Annotated in this window: 11 protein-coding genes; 5 read left to right on the top strand and 6 right to left on the bottom strand. The window is 44.4% G+C overall.

The window, feature by feature from the left end; translation table 11 throughout:
* Window positions 1–163: 163 nt before the first annotated feature.
* The 3 genes from rsmC to hemL form a co-directional block, all read right to left on the bottom strand.
* Window positions 164–1207 carry a 16S rRNA (guanine(1207)-N(2))-methyltransferase RsmC gene (gene rsmC / locus AACQ17_RS15810; protein ID WP_017048383.1) on the bottom strand — a complete coding sequence of 348 codons (1044 nt, stop codon included), beginning with the start codon at window positions 1205–1207 and terminating at the stop codon, window positions 164–166.
* A gap of 83 nt (window positions 1208–1290) precedes the next feature.
* Window positions 1291–2376 (bottom strand): AI-2E family transporter, encoded by a 1086-nt coding sequence (locus AACQ17_RS15805; protein ID WP_094128743.1) that lies wholly within the window; start codon window positions 2374–2376, stop codon window positions 1291–1293.
* A 277-nt stretch (window positions 2377–2653) separates the two neighbouring features.
* Complete coding sequence (gene hemL, locus AACQ17_RS15800) at window positions 2654–3949, bottom strand: glutamate-1-semialdehyde 2,1-aminomutase (protein WP_026028237.1); 1296 nt, start codon at window positions 3947–3949, stop codon at window positions 2654–2656.
* Window positions 3950–4271: 322 nt separating this feature from the next.
* Here hemL and erpA point away from each other — a divergent pair, with 322 nt between their 5' ends.
* The 3 genes from erpA to AACQ17_RS15785 all read left to right on the top strand — a co-directional run bounded on the left by erpA (window position 4272) and on the right by AACQ17_RS15785 (window position 8953).
* Window positions 4272–4613: an iron-sulfur cluster insertion protein ErpA gene (gene erpA, locus AACQ17_RS15795; RefSeq protein WP_026027518.1), complete on the top strand. Its 342-nt coding sequence runs from the start codon at window positions 4272–4274 to the stop codon at window positions 4611–4613.
* A 126-nt stretch (window positions 4614–4739) separates the two neighbouring features.
* The gene (locus tag AACQ17_RS15790; protein WP_094148001.1) at window positions 4740–5846 is read left to right on the top strand and encodes an efflux RND transporter periplasmic adaptor subunit; all 1107 of its coding nucleotides are present in this window, start codon (window positions 4740–4742) and stop codon (window positions 5844–5846) included.
* An 8-nt stretch (window positions 5847–5854) separates the two neighbouring features.
* Complete coding sequence (locus AACQ17_RS15785; RefSeq protein ID WP_094147999.1) at window positions 5855–8953, top strand: efflux RND transporter permease subunit; 3099 nt, start codon at window positions 5855–5857, stop codon at window positions 8951–8953.
* Between the two features lie 51 nt (window positions 8954–9004).
* Here AACQ17_RS15785 and AACQ17_RS15780 read toward each other — a convergent pair whose 3' ends face one another.
* Complete coding sequence (locus AACQ17_RS15780) at window positions 9005–10297, bottom strand: peptidoglycan DD-metalloendopeptidase family protein (RefSeq protein WP_017048386.1); 1293 nt, start codon at window positions 10295–10297, stop codon at window positions 9005–9007.
* 129 nt (window positions 10298–10426) lie between these two features.
* Here AACQ17_RS15780 and tyrS point away from each other — a divergent pair, with 129 nt between their 5' ends.
* Window positions 10427–11614: a tyrosine--tRNA ligase gene (gene tyrS / locus AACQ17_RS15775; protein ID WP_013857629.1), complete on the top strand. Its 1188-nt coding sequence runs from the start codon at window positions 10427–10429 to the stop codon at window positions 11612–11614.
* Between the two features lie 481 nt (window positions 11615–12095).
* A complete protein-coding gene (locus AACQ17_RS15770) occupies window positions 12096–12941 on the top strand; it encodes a magnesium transporter (RefSeq protein ID WP_026027515.1) in 846 nt (281 codons plus the stop codon).
* On the opposite strand, the gene dacB is transcribed toward AACQ17_RS15770, so the two are convergent.
* Both dacB and ompU read right to left on the bottom strand, forming a co-directional pair.
* Entirely contained in the window at window positions 12920–14362 is a 1443-nt protein-coding gene (gene dacB, locus AACQ17_RS15765) for a serine-type D-Ala-D-Ala carboxypeptidase (protein ID WP_094148004.1), read from the bottom strand. The two genes, AACQ17_RS15770 and dacB, sit on opposite strands and share 22 nt — an antisense overlap.
* Before the next feature lie 99 nt (window positions 14363–14461).
* Window positions 14462–15427 (bottom strand): porin OmpU, encoded by a 966-nt coding sequence (gene ompU / locus AACQ17_RS15760; RefSeq protein ID WP_094133696.1) that lies wholly within the window; start codon window positions 15425–15427, stop codon window positions 14462–14464.
* Window positions 15428–15647 lie beyond the last annotated feature (220 nt).

Here is a 15647-nt window from a genome sequence, read left to right as displayed (position 1 = left end):
ATGAGGTAGTCGTTAAAGTTAATGAAAAAAACAAATAAAACCTAAAGTTACGAAATTAACGATTTTTTTTACGTTGACAAGTAAGTCCTGTGGAAAGCGTGGTCACTAACGCAAAATTCGTAAAAATCATCCAGTTTAGTGACCAGTTGAGAGTGGATTACACTTATTGTTGCGACTTTTGTAATGTTTTTTTTGCGTGGTAAATGATGAATTTGTTAGTCTTATTTAACACCTCGCAATGACCATAAGCCTGTTCAATCAGCGGGGTATATTTAAGAAAACTGTTGGCCACAATAAAAAGTTCGCCTTTCACGGTTTGATGGCTTGGTGCGTTAGCCAGTAAGGCTTCTGTCGCACTATAGCTGGTCTCTAATCCGGAGTGGAAAGGGGGGTTTGAGACGATAAATTGATAATCTTTAGCGGTATCTGAGTAGACATCAGAGGCAAATACATTCCCTGATATGTTATTCGCTATCAAGGTTGCTTTGGTTGATTCAATCGCAAGCGCGCTGATATCGCACAGTTCAATCTCGATATCTGGGTTTAATGTGGCCATTACAGTACCCAACACACCAGCACCACAACCAAAGTCGAGAACTTTTCCTCTCAGTTTAGGTAGTGTATCGAGTAACAGTTGGCTGCCGAGGTCAAACTCGCCATGACTAAATACGCCAGGTAAACTTTTTACAATCAGTGCGTGTTGCTGATACTGCACCTGATAAGTTTTGAACCAGTCTGCAATTTGGAAGCTTGGTGGCTGCTGGGTGCATTGCCCCCAATAGAACGAACAGCGTCGAGCTGAATCATACTTTTTAACCACCCCATAAGCTGCAAACATTTTTTCAATGCTTTTTATGCCCGATCGGTTTTCACCCACGACCACAATCTCAGTCTCTTTGCCCAGTTTGGCCAACAGCATCGCAAGCAGATATTCAGCTTCCTGCTTCGCTTTGGGCCAGTAAAGCAGAATCATGTCTGCATCGGTTTTTTGCTCAAATTGAGCGCCAAAATGACATGTAATTTGCGAATAGGATTCGAGTTGGCGGTAGTAACCATAATGAGTGGTGAACACCGAAACAGAGCGACAATGATTAGCTAACTCTACAGGAAATAAATCCTCCGCTTCTCCAGCCACTAAAAGATGTTTTCCTTCGAAATAAGCAAGCTGACGCTGGGCAATTTGACTTGGTGCGGTGTAACTGGACATAGTAGGCTCTGCGCTAAAAAAGAGGGGCAGATTCTCGCACAGTCTGCCCCTTGCTTCTAGCTTGATCGTCAGTAAGTCAAAAGTTAGCTATTATCTTGTTGATTGAGAAAACCTTTAAACTCTTCCTCATAAATATTAAACAGCACCATAGTGATGGCAAAAATGAGTGGGCCGTAAATTAACCCAATCAGGCCAAACAGCTGAATACCACCGAGCAGAGAAAAGAAGATCATTAAGGTGTTCATGCCCGCGCTCCCTTGCATTAAAAAGGGCCGCAATAAATTATCAATTGAGCCAACAATGATAACGCTCCAGAGGGCCAAGAATATGCCCCATGTGCTATCTCCGGTTAGAAAGAGATAAATAGTGGCTGGAATCCATATCAGAGCAGTACCGACAACTGGAATAAACGAAGCAAACCCCATCATGGTGCCCCAAAATAACCCAGGGAAACCGGCGAGCCACATACCAAACCCACCCGCAAAGCCTTGCGCTATTGCGGTTAAAAATGACCCCATGACAGCCGATTTGGAGACTTGCTCAATTTCGCATAGCAACCTGTCTTCTTGACTACGCGACAATGGCAGGATGTGCCTAAGAGCGCTGATGAGCTTATCGTGATCACGGAGTAGGAAAAACAACACGAACAGCATTAAGAAGAAATCCATCAAAAAACTGGTCGCATCACCCAGCACTTTTGCGCTAATACTGACCAAGTTGGTGCCAAATGAACTGGCAAATTGCCCCACTTTTTGTGCGATTTGTTGTGGCTGAATTTCATCAAAGGGCAAATATTGATTCGCAATGGCGAGTCCTTTGACAATCCAAGGATGAGCAAAGGCGGTTTGAATGCCACCATGAGTGACCCATTGGTACATGTTCTGAGAAAATACCGACCCTTGCTGCACAATAGCAGCAAAGACAAACAGCAGTGGAATCACAATAATAAACGTCAAAATAATACACGAGAGAAACGAGGCGGTATTTTTGTATTTGGGGATTTTTCGTTCGAGCCACTCATGAATGGGAAACATCAATAACGAGATGATGAAAGCCATCACAATCGAGTTGATATAAGGTGCAATCAACAGATAACAAGCAATAGCCGCAGCGACAAGTGCCGCAATGAGCACCCAGTGGCTAGAGGTGATTTTCACTTTTTCTGACACGTTGTTAATCCAACCTTGTAAAGTAATAGGGTTATAATGACTGCAAATCAGCGTGTTATCAATGAGGAACTGATGAGATGGGATGTTGTGATAATGAAAAAGGGTGTCAAAACCAGCATAAAAAAAAGTTGAAGCTACCGTGGTTTGCCATCAGCATGATGGCGTTGGTCGTTTTAGTGATTTATTACTGGCAATGATAGCTTGCTTATTGAGTCTGAAATGAATAAAGGGCTGATCTACAGCCCTTTATAATTATGATGAGTCTGCCTAATGGTGCCTATTCCGCTTGAGCTGCCATCATCGCAAAGCAGCGATCGGCCGCTTCTAATGTCGCTTCAATTTCTTTGGAGCCGTGCGCCAAAGAAGTAAAACTTGCTTCAAAAGCTGAAGGCGCTAAATAGACACCATGATCGAGCATCAAATGGAAGAAGCGCTTGAAACGTTCAACATCACATTTTGCGACTTCTTCATAACAGGTGACGCGTTCTTGATCGGTAAAAAAGAAGCCGAACATGCCACCAACTTGGCTGACCAGCAAAGGAATGCCGTGTTTGTCTGCGAGTTCTTTGAATCCATCAGCCAATTGCTTTGTTTTGGCCGCGAGACGTTTTTCATTGCCTTCTTCTTTTAGAAGCGTCAAGCAGGCATAACCCGCAGCCATAGCCACAGGGTTACCTGATAGCGTACCAGCTTGGTACACCGGGCCCGTTGGAGCGATGTATTGCATCACATCACGGCGTCCACCAAAAGCGCCAACAGGCATACCACCGCCAATCACTTTCCCTAGCGTTGTTAAGTCTGGTTTGATGTTGTAGTAAGCCTGTGCACCACCTAGTGCAACACGAAAACCTGTCATTACTTCATCAAAGATCAGCAGAGCGCCTTCTTGGTCACAAATCTCACGTAAGCCTTCATGGAACCCTTCTACTGGTGGAATGCAGTTCATGTTGCCCGCGACCGGTTCGACGATAATGCAGGCTATTTGGTCTTTATTGGCCGCGAACAATTCACGTACAGATTCTAAATCATTAAAAGTGGCGGTCAGTGTATGTTTAGCAAAATCAGCAGGCACACCAGGAGAGCTTGGTTGGCCTAATGTTAAGGCGCCAGAGCCTGCTTTTACTAGCAAACTGTCCGCATGACCGTGATAGCAGCCTTCAAATTTTAAAATTTTATCGCGCCCAGTGAATCCACGAGCTAAACGAATGGCGCTCATCGTCGCTTCGGTACCGGAACTGACCATACGCAACTGTTCCATCGATGGAACCAGCTCAGAAACTAATTCTGCCATATCGATTTCCATCTCGGTCGGCGCACCAAAACTGAGACCGCGCTGCGCTGCGCCTATCACGGCTTCACGAATGACCGCATGGTTGTGGCCTAGTATCATTGGCCCCCAAGAGCCGACATAATCAATATAAGCTTTGCCATCAGCATCAAAAATCAACGGGCCGTCTGCGCGGTCGATAAAAATCGGCGAGCCACCAACTCCGTTAAAAGCACGTACAGGAGAGTTAACTCCACCGGGGATTGCACGTTGTGCCTTTTGATAAAGCTCTGCTGATTTGGTCATGGATTTATCCTCTTCTGCTTGTTCGGACCAGTTGGTGTCGCATTGTATACCCAAACTCACCAAAGACACTTTTTTTCACTCATTTTCTGAGCTCATTCACAGCCAAATAAGCGCCGTATAGTGTACAACTCACGCGACAGTGAGTGTTTTTTCAGTGCATAATGCCTCGATAGTTGGAGTTTTAGCTTAAGTGACGGTGAATACTTGAACGAATAGGTCAGGTATTAGATAATCATTGCATTATTAAAAAAGAATCACCTTTACAGGCATAAGTTAAGCATAATAAGTCTGACAGGTATTAACACGAGTGAGAGAGGCCATCGTGAGTGAAGTAAATGTACCATTGTCATTTTCTGATACTGCAGCACAACGCGTAAAAATGTTGATTGCTGAAGAAGAGAATCCAGCGCTAAAACTGCGCGTTTATATTACTGGTGGTGGTTGTAGCGGTTTTCAATATGGGTTTACCTTTGATGAAAATGTAAACGATGGCGATACAACAATAGTTAATAGTGGCGTGACATTAGTGGTTGACCCGATGAGCTTACAATATTTGATAGGTGGCATTGTCGATTACACAGAAGGCCTAGAAGGCTCTCGTTTTTTTGTCAACAATCCTAATGCAACAACAACATGCGGTTGTGGTGCATCATTTAGTGTTTAACTAAAAAAGGTTCGATGCACAATTAATCTACTGTAGCTAATTAAGCTTAATAGCCCTACGTATTTGGATGTAATGTAGGGCTTTGCCTTAACCTTAAGAAGGCAAGAACATAATAAAGGATTATTTATGCCTGATACCAAAATCAGCCGTTCATCTATTGGCCGCTTTTTTTCGCAACGACCTTGGCTACTCTCGACGATTTTTATCCTACTTCTCTGTTTTTGGTTAGGTTTTGGGGCATTGAAAGCGGAAGAGCCCCGGCAAACTGCCAATGACACCATTCCTCTTGCGAAAGTTATTTACCAATCTTTTGAGGCTGAATCGACCGATAAGCATATCGATCTTTACGGTCGGACCGCACCTAATCGTCAAGCTAAAATTGGTGCTGAAATCGCAGGAAAAATTACTCAGATATCGATAGCAAAAGGACAGCCTGTCAATAAAGGACAACAGATCGTCTTAATCGATCAAGCTGATCTAGCGGCTCAATTAGAGAGTGCGCAAGCCTTGTTCAAACTCAAACAAAAAGAATTCAGTGCCGCTGAGTCGTTAAAAAATCGAGGCTTACAAGGCGAAGTGGCCTTTGCTTCGGCGCAAGCCGCTTTAGCGGAAGCCAGCGCTGTGCAAAGTCGTGCCCAATTGGCTTTACGTAATACGTCAGTTGTGGCTCCCTTCGATGGCATTGTTCAAGACATATTGATAGAAAAAGGCGATTTTGTCGGAGTGGGTGACCCGATGGTCACCTTTATTGATCTCAGTAAATTAGTGATAGAAGCGGATGTCAGCGAACGACACATCCAAAAAATCAAACAAGACCAAATTGCTCGTGTACGTTTTATCGATGGTTCTACTGTCGATGGCAAGGTTCGTTATATTTCTCGCGTCTCATCGCCTACCACCAACACGTTTGCTATCGAAGTGGAATTAGACAATCCCAATCAAACGATCCCCGCGGGTGTGAGCGCTGAAGTGGAGATGAGTTTGGAAACACAACTGGCGGTGAAAATCACGCCTGCCATGCTTGCGCTGGATGATCAAGGAAATTTAGGTGTTAAAACTCTGCAGCAAGATCGTGTTCGCTTCATCCCCATTCAATTGGTAAAAGCGGAGCAAGATGGTGTGTGGCTAACTGGGCTAGGGGAGACGGTGGATATTATCACCGTTGGGCAAGGTTTTGTTCGAGATGGTGATCAAGTGATTGCGGTCAAGAAACCTAACCACTCAGCGCAGTAGGGGGCGCCATGTTTTCTATTATTGATGCGGCGCTCTCTCGCTCGCGCACTATGTTATCGCTGCTGATTTTTATCTTGATCGCTGGCGTGGCGACCTATTTTTCGATCCCTAAAGAATCGAGCCCTGACATTACTATTCCTATTATTTATGTCTCCGTAAGTCATCAAGGCATATCACCGAGTGATGCTGAGCGCCTTATCGTGCGGCCCCTAGAGCAAGAAATGCGCTCTATTGAAGGCGTAAAAGAGATGACGTCGAATGCTTCCGAAGGGCATGCTTCTGTAGTTTTGGAATTTAACGTTGGCGTTAACCTTGATAAAGCGATGGCGGATGTGAGAGATGCGGTCAATTTGGCCGAGCCGAAGCTACCAGCAGACAGCGATGAGCCGACCGTGAACGAAGTAACATTGGCATCAGAGCAGCCGGTATTATCAGTGGTGCTTTATGGCACTTTACCAGAGCGAGCTATCGTACAAATTGCAAGGCAGTTGAGAGACAAATTAGAAAGCTACCGACAAGTATTAGAAGTTGATATCGCTGGCGATCGCGAAGATATTGTTGAGATCATTGTCGATCCCCTATTGATGGAAAGTTACGGACTCGATCAAGGCGATATCTATAACTTAATCGCACTGAATAATAAAGTCGTTGCGGCGGGTTTCGTCGATACGGGCTACGGACGTTTTTCCGTAAAGGTTCCTTCAGTTTTTGAATCCTTGAAAGATGTGTTAGAGCTTCCGGTGAAGGTTGATGGTAAGCAAGTAATCACCTTTGGCGATATCGCGACCGTCAGACGAGCATTTCGGGACCCCGAAAGCTTTGCTCGTTTAGATGGCAAATCGGCGGTGGTGTTGGACGTTAAAAAGCGTGCTGGTGAAAATATCATCGAAACTGTTGAGCTGGTAAAAACGGTAATGGGAGAGGCGCAAAAACGGGAAGATTGGCCAAGTAATTTGTTGGTGAAATACACGTGGGATGAGTCGAAAGACGTTGAAATCATGCTCAACGATCTACAAAACAATATTCTGTCGGCCATTATTTTAGTCGTGATCGTGATTATCGTTATTTTGGGAATGAGGACGGCGCTGCTGGTTGGTATCTCAATACCAGGCTCATTTTTGACCGGATTATTAGTCTTGTCGGTGTTTGGACTAACCGTCAATATTGTCGTGTTATTTGCATTAATTATGGCGGTTGGCATGCTGGTTGATGGAGCCATAGTGGTAACTGAGTTTGCTGATCGGCGCATGCAAGAAGGTGTGCCGCGTAAAGAAGCGTATCGAGATGCCGCAAAACGGATGGCATGGCCGATTACCGCATCAACTGCTACTACTTTAGCCGCTTTTGCCCCTCTGCTTTTTTGGCCAGATATCACGGGTGAGTTCATGAAATACTTGCCTCTCACGCTTATCGCTACACTGGCTGCTTCATTGATTATGGCACTGCTTTTTGTTCCTGTGCTGGGAGGCTTAATTGGCCGACCGCAACATGCTTCGGCTGCCAGTCAAGCACGGATGATTGCTTTACATGAAGGTGATTTTGCCCAAGCGACGGGCATCACCAAGCTCTATTATCACACGTTGGCCATTGCGATTCGTCACCCACTTAAAATACTGTTCAGTGCGATAGTGCTCGCGATTGTGATTGGTTTTGCTTATGCCAAAGCAGGGCTCGGTGCCGAATTCTTCCCAGAGGTGGATCCGCCTTATTTCACCGTTAAAGTTCGTTCTTATGGCGATCTTTCCATCCAAGAAAAAGACACCTTAATGCGAGAAATTGAGCTGGTGATGCTTGGTCATGAGGAATTTGAGAGCGTCTATACTCGAACGGGGGGAGAGGATGAAATTGGCCAGATTCAAATTACCCCTGTTGATTGGCAATATCGCCGCACCGTCAAAGCGATTATTGAAGAGCTTAAAAGCACCACAGATCAGTTTTCAGGGGTGGAAATCGAGTATAAATTTCCAGATGCAGGGCCACCGGTTGAGCATGATCTGGTGATTGAAATGTCGGCGCGTACTCCTGAAAATCTTAATGAGGCCGCTAAAATGGTCAGAAAGTGGGCTGATAACAATCCCGCGTTGACTAATATCAGTGACACCTCAAATAAAGAAGGAATTGACTGGCGAATTGATATTCGACGTGATGATGCTTCTCGATTTTCAGCCGATGCGACATTGGTGGGTAACACAGTGCAATTTGTGACTAATGGGCTAAAAATTGGTGACTACTTGCCTGATGATGCAAACGAAGAGGTCGATATTTTGGTGCGTTATCCAGAGGATAAGCGTGATATTGGTCGATTTGATCAGTTACGGGTCAACACACCCGCAGGTCTGGTGCCGATAACCAATTTTGCGCAGATAAAACCGGATCACAAACAAGATACGATCAAACGGATTGATGGTCGACGGGTTATCGATATTATGGCGGATCTAAAGGAAGGGTATAATCTGGCCCTTGAATTGCCCAAAGTTACTCAAGCATTGTCGGAACTGAATTTACCTAATGGGGTGGAGTTTAAATTACGAGGGCAAAATGAAGAGCAGGAACATTCCTCAGAATTTCTAAAAAATGCCTTTTTGATTGCGCTGGTGGTTATGGGGTTAATTCTGGTTACGCAATTTAATAGTTTTTACCAAGCATTCCTCATTTTAAGTGCAGTACTGTTTTCAACGGTCGGAGTATTTGCAGGTCTGCTGATTTTCCAAAAACCTTTCGGCATTATTATGTCAGGTATTGGGGTCATCGCCTTGGCCGGTATCGTGGTGAATAACAATATCGTATTGATAGATACTTATAACCAACTGATACGCAGAGGCTTGTCAAAACAAGAGGCCATTTTACGCACTGGTGTTCAGCGTTTAAGGCCCGTTTTATTGACTACAGTGACGACTATTTTAGGGTTATTGCCAATGGTACTGGAGATGAACATCGATTTGATTAACCAAAAAATTGAGTTTGGCGCTCCCAGCACGCAATGGTGGTCACAACTCGCCACGGCCGTTGCGGGAGGCCTTGCTTTTGCCACTGTCTTAACGTTAGTACTGACGCCTTGCTTGTTGATGTTGGGGCGTAAGGAACCACCACCTACTCTCGAAGAGTAACCTGCTCAATCTTACACAATGAGGCCCACATTATTGGTGGGCCTTTTCTTATTATTTATTGGCATAGAGTAATTGGCTATAGCGTTCTAGCTTCCCAAGCCTAATTTGAGCATTGGCGATAAAGGTGGTTTTTGCTTGGCCCGTTAGGGATTTAGATTGCGGTAAAGAGACTGTTCTTGGGTTTTTGTGTACACCGTTGACCAAAAATTCATAGTGGAGATGAGGGCCGGTGACTCTTCCTGTCCCTCCTAAAGTACCAATCGTTTGTCCTTGCTTGACTCGTTGACCCGTTTTGACCATACGTCGTTGTAAGTGTAGGTATTTGGTAATGTAGGTGTTGCTGTGACGAATAAACACATAATTACCATTAAATTGGTTGTAACTTGATTTCTCAACCACACCATCGCCGGCGGCCCAAATTGGGGTACCAACTGGCGCGGCATAATCGGTTCCTCTGTGTGCGGTGACTTTTCCTGTGACGGGGTGGCGACGCACAGGATTGAAATTCGATGTCACGCGACGAAAATCGATCGGCGAGCGTAAAAAGGCCTTTTTCATGGCCCGGCCATTTTCGTCATAGTAATTGCCTGTTGCATCGTCCAATATTGCTGTAAACGTCGTACCTTGGTTGGTAAAGGCGGCTGCAATGATATTTCCGCGGCCAATTACCTCACCTTCCACCACCTTTTCTTGGAATAGCAGCTTAAATTGGTCACCTTCACGAATATCTAACGCAAAATCCACATCCCAACCAAATATACCCGCTAACTCCATGATTTGGTTTGCCGTTAAACCTGCGCTTATCCCCGCATTCCAAAAATTTGAAGTAATGATCGCTTCGGCATAGTTGTACTGGAACATCAGCTCTTTTTTATCAAACTCAGAAGTAAAGCCATCGCCCGATTTAGTGATACGAAAGGTTTCAAAGGCGCTAATAATGCGATTGAGTTGAACAAGTTCATTATTTTCATCAAAGCCAAATTGCAGCTCATCTCCTGGCTTAAGCCGTGAAAGCTGGCTGTCAATATCACGATTTGTTGCCGTGAGTTGATAGAGTAAGCGAGCCGAAAGCCCAATTCGCTGAAATAATACGGCGGCACTTTCCCCCGATTTAACTTGATAAGTTTCCCAACGCAGCATGGTGGAAGGCGAGATAGATATTCCCGGAGAGAGTGCTTCGGCGTTAATGGTTAATGGATAATGGCGACCAATTTCTAGACGATTCGGATCCTGAGCGAGATCTTCAGGGTTTGGTAGAAATAGCAGCGCGAAAACCATGAGTGCGCTTAAAAAGGCGATGAGGATTCGATGCACCCAAGGGAGACGAGCGAAAATTGAAAGCATATTTAGGTTCGTTTAGTAAATTATAAAGAAATTAGCCGGTTCGTTAGTCTAACTGGTTTCAAAAAGCATCGCTATTCAAGTAAGATGTTCAACTATTAAATTTTGCCAAATCTGTAGGAGTGAACAAGAATGGCGAGTATTGAAGCGGCTTTAGCTGAAATTAAACGCGGCGTTGAAGAGCTAATCCCAGAAGATGAATTGATCGCGAAACTGAAAGAAAACCGTCCACTGCGCATTAAATTAGGTGCTGATCCAACGGCTCCAGATATCCATCTTGGACATACGGTGATCCTCAATAAATTACGTGCATTTCAAGATTTGGGCCATGAAGTCACCTTTTTGATTGGTGATTTCACGGGTATGGTTGGTGACCCAAGCGGTAAAAATACCACGCGTCCACCGCTCACTCGTGACGATGTTTTGCGTAATGCTGAAACCTATAAGACACAAGTGTTTAAGATCCTCGATCCGGCTAAAACGAAAATTCAGTTTAACTCTGAATGGTTGTCTCTATTGGGTGCGGAAGGCATGATCCGCCTTGCATCGAACCAAACAGTGGCACGCATGCTAGAGCGCGATGATTTCAAAAAGCGCTACGCTAATGGTCAGCCTATTGCCATTCATGAATTCATGTATCCACTCCTACAGGGTTATGATTCAGTCGCAATGGAGACAGATGTTGAGCTTGGCGGCACTGACCAAAAATTCAACCTATTGATGGGCCGTGAACTGCAAAAAGCACATGGTCAAAAACCACAAGTTGTCTTGATGATGCCACTGCTTGTTGGTTTGGATGGCGAGAAAAAAATGTCCAAATCAGCGCACAACTACATTGGTGTCAGTGAATCGCCAAGTGAAATGTTTGGCAAAATCATGTCGATCTCTGACACATTAATGTGGAGCTACTACGAGCTGCTTTCTTTCCGTCCATTGGAAGAAGTCGCACAGTTCAAAGCTGATGTTGAAAATGGCACAAACCCACGCGATCTCAAAATCTTACTGGCGAAAGAGATCATTGCACGTTTTCACTCTAAAGAAGAGGCAGATGCGGCTGAGCAAGAGTTCATCAACCGCTTCCAAAAAGGTGCGATGCCAGAAGAGATGCCAGAATTTGAATTTGCAGCGGGTATTGCTATCACTAACCTGCTCAAAGAGGCGGGTTTAGTGGCTTCAACGTCTGATGCGATGCGAATGATCAAGCAAGGTGGTGCCAAACAAGATGGCGAAAAAATCGACGACAGCAAAAATGTACCAGCCGCGGGGACTTATGTTTACCAAGTCGGCAAGCGTAAGTTCGCACGAGTTACTGTAAAGTAAAAATCACAGTAAAGTGAACCGTCTATTCATCAAAGCGCCTAAGGGCGCTTTTTTGCTGGGCCTGATCTTGGCATATTAATTAGTCATTAAATCTTCAATCTGAATGGTGTGGTTGGGTATGTGTGAAATTGGAACGCATTGGATGCAAAGATCAGAGTGTATTTCGCCAAAGGCTTTGGTACAATTTGCGCACTGCTAATTGAGCAGTACTTTCGGAGATTTTTATGAACAATACCGACCATCCCCCTAGTATGAAGGGAGAAAAATAACCGCTTTCGGTATTGGCGATCTTCGCTCCTACCTTCAGTGGTAGGGCTTATCTTTTCTGATTTACACCTCTCGATTTTTCTCCTGCTCTCTAGTTTGAGATGAAAACTTATCTGTGAATTACATTGATGAACAATGACGTCATTGCTCATCAATATATTGCATTTGGGTATCATTTCGATGGTCGTTACCTTTGCCAATCGGGAGATTCGCCATGACGGTAATGAGCAACATTTATATTGAAAATTCACCTAACTTTTCTTTGGAAGAGATTGGTGCGGCTCGTAATGCATTTTTGCAGTACGAACAGCAAAAACAGGTACATTTATTGGCAGTGATGCCTATCGAAGAGGCAGTGGCGATTTTACGTCACTGTACTATTGGTTATGTTCAGCAACTACTCAGTGAATTAGATAAAGGGGGCTATGACATTCGCGCTCGCCATTACGCTAACCAATTGGGGTTTATTTACTCAGAAGTTGAAACGGCGCAAAGCTATTTAACCACTAGCGTGATTGAACATGTGAAGCAGCGTATTGGCTGGATTATTGTATTGGCACTACTTGGTATCGTATCCGGGCTGATTATTACCCAGTACGAAGATACATTGAGCCAGCTTGTGCTCTTGGCTGTGTATATGCCTGTTATTGCCGCTGCAGGTGGGAATACTGGCTCGCAAGCTGCGACGTTAGTCGTGCGCGCGTTGGCGGTTGGTGAATTACGCAAACGTCAATGGTTGCGTGTATTGTGGAAGGAGTGCCGTGTTGCGGTTTGCCTTGCGTTGGCTATCTCTGCGGTGATGGTGGCTCGCATTATGTTGTTTAGTGATGCCAACTCAACCGGAGGCTTTCCACTAGAAAACATTGCGTTTGCAATTGCGGTTGCGCTCTTTATCCAAGTCACCATTTCAACGACGATTGGCGGCTTATTACCCATTGCTGCGCGCGTTTTTAACTTAGATCCTGCGGTATTAGTTAGCCCTGTACTGGCTTCTATCGTCGATATTTCGGGTATGTGGATCTACTTTAACGTGGTGAACTATTCATTAGGACTGAGCTGACTGAACTTAACGACATCTTCAAAGAAGAGCGTCTCAAATTGAGCAATTGGGGCGGTAACACTAGTGTTATCGCCTTGATCTTGCGGATAATAATCAGTGATAAATTGAACAAATAATGTACTCGGTTTTCCTTGTTTATCTAAACCGAAGCCTGCCATGTTATGCGTTCCATAAAGCGAACCACTTTTGGCAATCAGCTGCCCTTGTATAGCTTGGCCACTCATACTACGCCGGTAGTGTAAGGTACCGGATTCACCTGCTTTAGGCATGATATCAATAAGCTTAAGGGTTTGATTATTAATCCAAATGTAATTCAGCACATCCACCATATTTTGTACTGACAGGCGGTTGTTACGTGATAAACCCGAACCATCAGCCAACTGAGCTTGTGCTAAGTTGATGCCTGTTCGAGAAAAAAGGATCTGCTTGATCGCCTCGGTGCCATTACTAAAACTGCCGGGTTGAATAAAAAAATGCTGGCCAAGTGTTTTGGTTAAACTGTCAGCAATCAAATTGTCAGACTCTTTAAGCATCATTTCTAACAACGGGTACAGTGGCATAGATTGATGTGTTGCTATCAATGCACCCTTTTCTATGCTCAGTTCATCTTGCTTTACACCCAGCTTAACCTCGCCTAGTAATTCAATGCCCACTTGTTTGAGTTGCTTATAAATCATACGCGTGGCGTATAAGTTTGGGTCTTGCACGGCAAATTTTAGTGGCAGAGGTTGTGTTCGCTCGGCCAAACAGCCGTCGAGCTGGTAATGGTTCTGCTCTGAAGTACGCAGTTCTAAATCACAGCGAGCGCTCTCTTGTTCAGTCTTAGTAACACTTCTTGCGTAGCTGGTCACGTGAATGGGATAGTGCTCAGGCACATAAACCCGAGTTTTCCCGTTCGGTTGCGTATAAATAGAGGCTTGCACACAATTACCATCCAGAGTGATTGCACTTGATGGGGCGCTATAGCATACCCCCAGAATATCCCAAGGTGATCCAACCGCGCGGTCGTAACCTGAAAAGGCTGAATTATCTAACCAAAGGTTGCCTTTTATTTGTGAGATGCCCTGTTTTTTTAGCTCGCTGAGTAGCTGCTTCATATCTTGGCTGGTTAACGTAGGGTCGCCAGAGAAGTGAATAACAATGTCATCGCCATGTTGAGTTAGCTGAGTCGTGAAGCGAAATTGTTCGCCAAGCTCTAGCGTGGCGGCAAGCGCGGTGAGCATTTTTAAAGTGCTGGCAGGAGGGAAAAGCGCTTGTATGTTATTAGTATCTTGAAAAACCTGTTCAGTGGCTAAAGAGTGAACGAATAAACCCACCCGAGTACCTTGTGGCAGTGTTTGCAAAGGCGTATACGCCAAAGTCGATAAAGGAAAGAAGAACGAGAGGATGAATAAAAAAGCACTGCGGTTTAATAAGAGCATAACACGGCATTTCAGGGCGGAGTGTGCATACAGTATAGCGAGATAAAAAAACGCCTGCTAGCAAGCAGGCGTTTTAAATCTATGACATTAAGCCAAGAATTAGAAGTCGTAACGTAGACCTAGTGCTAGTTCGTCTTCAGATGCAGCTTTACCTACTTTGTCTGAATCAAGTAGGTTGAAGTTGTAAGAGATGTACGAACGGAAGTTAGGTTTGAAGAAGTAAGTTGCATCAACTGCAAAGTTATCTTTTGAAGTTACATCACTTGTTTCAGCGTTGTTGTAAGTTGTTGTGAATACTGCTTGACCCATTGTGTAGGCTGCAGCTAGTTCATAACCAGTGTAATCAACGTTAGTGTCTTTTTCGCCGTCAGTGAATACACCTGCGAAGTAGAAATCAGAGATAGCGTAAGATGCAGCAAGCATGTACTCATTTTGAGTATCTTGATCAGCATAACCTGCACCTAGCTTAACGCCAGTGTCGCCGATTGCATAGATAGCCGATAGAGAGTAGCCGTCTTGACCGTTATCCACATATTTATCGTTGGTAGTATCAACTGAAGCATCAGCAAAACGATAGCTTGCTTTAACGCCTAGGTTTTCGAATTGGCCTTTATAAGCCACCATGTTGTCTACGCGGTCCGCTACAGCAATTTTGTCTGCTGCAGAGTTACCGTGGTAAGCCATGATATCCGTAAAGTCAGTGATAACACCTAGCGCGCCGTCGTTTTTACCGTAAGTCACTTCACCGAAGTTACCGCCGATACCTGCATAAGTGTAACGGTTGTCTAGGTTGTTGTTAGTTTTGTTTGTACCTTGGTCGTTAGTAGTGAATTCACCTTCGTAGAAACCAACACCGTATAGGCTGTCGTTGATTGCTACTTTACCTAGGAAGTTTAGACGTACGCGTGATGCATCGTCCGCTTTGCCATCTTTAAGAGAAAGACGTGCTTCTGCGCGGCCGCCCATTTCTAGAGATGTACCGTCTTGGTTGTATAGCTCACCAGCATTTACACCAGTTACTACTGCAGCAGCTGATACTGCTAAAGCAATCAGAGTTTTGTTCATCTTATTAGTCCTAATTTACTGTCCATAAATATTTTTATTTGCGACGTCTATATCGTCCTTCGAGTGCTTTTGAACATTGAGTTGCATAGGTTGGGTTTTGTAAACCTTCACTAACGTACAACCAAACGTTACTAGCATTTCGTGTTCTACTTTTTACTCTTAAGTTCCGAAATTAGTTAGTAAAATGATATAAAACAGGTTTATGAACACCGTTTTATTT

The sequence above is a fragment of the Vibrio sp. V10_P2A27P122 genome (genome assembly GCF_963874335.1).
Lineage (GTDB): Bacteria > Pseudomonadota > Gammaproteobacteria > Enterobacterales > Vibrionaceae > Vibrio > Vibrio anguillarum.
This window is presented reverse-complemented; position numbering and strand designations above follow the sequence as displayed.

Excerpts from the sequence above, each read along its gene's own strand:
- rsmC (WP_017048383.1), bottom strand. The coding sequence starts at position 1,207 with ATGTCCAGTTACACCGCACCAAGTCAAATTGCCCAGCGTCAGCTTGCT.
- tyrS (WP_013857629.1), top strand. The coding sequence starts at position 10,427 with ATGGCGAGTATTGAAGCGGCTTTAGCTGAAATTAAACGCGGCGTTGAA.
- AACQ17_RS15790 (WP_094148001.1), top strand. The coding sequence starts at position 4,740 with ATGCCTGATACCAAAATCAGCCGTTCATCTATTGGCCGCTTTTTTTCG.
- hemL (WP_026028237.1), bottom strand. The coding sequence starts at position 3,949 with ATGACCAAATCAGCAGAGCTTTATCAAAAGGCACAACGTGCAATCCCC.
- AACQ17_RS15785 (WP_094147999.1), top strand. The coding sequence starts at position 5,855 with ATGTTTTCTATTATTGATGCGGCGCTCTCTCGCTCGCGCACTATGTTA.
- AACQ17_RS15770 (WP_026027515.1), top strand. The coding sequence starts at position 12,096 with ATGACGGTAATGAGCAACATTTATATTGAAAATTCACCTAACTTTTCT.
- AACQ17_RS15780 (WP_017048386.1), bottom strand. The coding sequence starts at position 10,297 with ATGCTTTCAATTTTCGCTCGTCTCCCTTGGGTGCATCGAATCCTCATC.
- dacB (WP_094148004.1), bottom strand. The coding sequence starts at position 14,362 with ATGCTCTTATTAAACCGCAGTGCTTTTTTATTCATCCTCTCGTTCTTC.
- ompU (WP_094133696.1), bottom strand. The coding sequence starts at position 15,427 with ATGAACAAAACTCTGATTGCTTTAGCAGTATCAGCTGCTGCAGTAGTA.